The following is a 2,036-nucleotide window of genomic DNA, read 5'->3' as shown; positions in this document are numbered from 1 at the left end:
ATTGACGTTACCCGCAGAAGAAGCACCGGCTAACTCCGTGCCAGCAGCCGCGGTAATACGGAGGGTGCAAGCGTTAATCGGAATTACTGGGCGTAAAGCGCACGCAGGCGGTCTGTCAAGTCGGATGTGAAATCCCCGGGCTCAACCTGGGAACTGCATTCGAAACTGGCAGGCTAGAGTCTTGTAGAGGGGGGTAGAATTCCAGGTGTAGCGGTGAAATGCGTAGAGATCTGGAGGAATACCGGTGGCGAAGGCGGCCCCCTGGACAAAGACTGACGCTCAGGTGCGAAAGCGTGGGGAGCAAACAGGATTAGATACCCTGGTAGTCCACGCCGTAAACGATGTCGACTTGGAGGTTGTGCCCTTGAGGCGTGGCTTCCGGAGCTAACGCGTTAAGTCGACCGCCTGGGGAGTACGGCCGCAAGGTTAAAACTCAAATGAATTGACGGGGGCCCGCACAAGCGGTGGAGCATGTGGTTTAATTCGATGCAACGCGAAGAACCTTACCTACTCTTGACATCCAGAGAACTTTCCAGAGATGGATTGGTGCCTTCGGGAACTCTGAGACAGGTGCTGCATGGCTGTCGTCAGCTCGTGTTGTGAAATGTTGGGTTAAGTCCCGCAACGAGCGCAACCCTTATCCTTTGTTGCCAGCGGTTAGGCCGGGAACTCAAAGGAGACTGCCAGTGATAAACTGGAGGAAGGTGGGGATGACGTCAAGTCATCATGGCCCTTACGAGTAGGGCTACACACGTGCTACAATGGCGCATACAAAGAGAAGCGACCTCGCGAGAGCAAGCGGACCTCATAAAGTGCGTCGTAGTCCGGATTGGAGTCTGCAACTCGACTCCATGAAGTCGGAATCGCTAGTAATCGTAGATCAGAATGCTACGGTGAATACGTTCCCGGGCCTTGTACACACCGCCCGTCACACCATGGGAGTGGGTTGCAAAAGAAGTAGGTAGCTTAACCTTCGGGAGGGCGCTTACCACTTTGTGATTCATGACTGGGGTGAAGTCGTAACAAGGTAACCGTAGGGGAACCTGCGGTTGGATCACCTCCTTACCTTAAAGAACCTGCCTTTGTAGTGCTCACACAGATTGTCTGATGAAAAACAGCAGTAAAAACCTCTACAGGCTTGTAGCTCAGGTGGTTAGAGCGCACCCCTGATAAGGGTGAGGTCGGTGGTTCAAGTCCACTCAGGCCTACCAAATTCTCCCTGAATACTGCGTTGCGAAATAACTCACATACTGAAGTATGCTTCGTTATTCCACGCCTTGTCTCAGGAAGAATTACCGGTACAGAGGTTTGTAATACGATGGGGCTATAGCTCAGCTGGGAGAGCGCCTGCTTTGCACGCAGGAGGTCTGCGGTTCGATCCCGCATAGCTCCACCATCTTTTACTGCGAACACAAGAAAACTTCAGAGTGAACCTGAAAAGGTGCACTGCGAAGTTTTGCTCTTTAAAAATCTGGATCAAGCTGAAAATTGAAACGACACATCTTTAAGGTGTGTTCGAGTCTCTCAAATTTTCGCAATCAGAAGTGAAACATCTTCGGGTTGTGAGGTTAAGCGACTAAGCGTACACGGTGGATGCCCTGGCAGTCAGAGGCGATGAAGGACGTGCTAATCTGCGAAAAGCGCCGGCGAGGTGATATGAACCTTTGACCCGGCGATGTCCGAATGGGGAAACCCAGTGTGATTCGTCACACTATCGTTAACTGAATACATAGGTTAACGAGGCGAACCGGGGGAACTGAAACATCTAAGTACCCCGAGGAAAAGAAATCAACCGAGATTCCCCCAGTAGCGGCGAGCGAACGGGGAGCAGCCCAGAGTCTGAATCAGCTTGTGTGTTAGTGGAAGCGTCTGGAAAGTCGCACGGTACAGGGTGACAGTCCCGTACACGAAAGCACACAGGTTGTGAACTCGAAGAGTAGGGCGGGACACGTGGTATCCTGTCTGAATATGGGGGGACCATCCTCCAAGGCTAAATACTCCTGACTGACCGATAGTGAACCAGTACCGTGAGGGAA

General features: G+C 52.2%; 2 tRNA genes and 2 rRNA genes. All 4 read left to right on the top strand.

What is annotated here, in order from left to right:
- Window positions 1–1,065: ribosomal RNA gene (locus ACMWKK_RS26125) — 16S ribosomal RNA — on the top strand; the annotation flags it as partial.
- Window positions 1,066–1,134: 69 nt separating this feature from the next.
- Window positions 1,135–1,211 (top strand) — tRNA-Ile (locus tag ACMWKK_RS26120).
- A gap of 109 nt (window positions 1,212–1,320) precedes the next feature.
- Window positions 1,321–1,396 (top strand) — tRNA-Ala (locus tag ACMWKK_RS26115).
- A 170-nt stretch (window positions 1,397–1,566) separates the two neighbouring features.
- Window positions 1,567–2,036: ribosomal RNA gene (locus ACMWKK_RS26110) — 23S ribosomal RNA — on the top strand; the annotation flags it as partial.

The sequence above is a fragment of the Enterobacter sp. 01-M-03-SI-ECC genome (assembly GCF_047530215.1).
Classification (GTDB): Bacteria; Pseudomonadota; Gammaproteobacteria; order Enterobacterales; family Enterobacteriaceae; genus Enterobacter; species Enterobacter chengduensis.
This window is presented reverse-complemented; position numbering and strand designations above follow the sequence as displayed.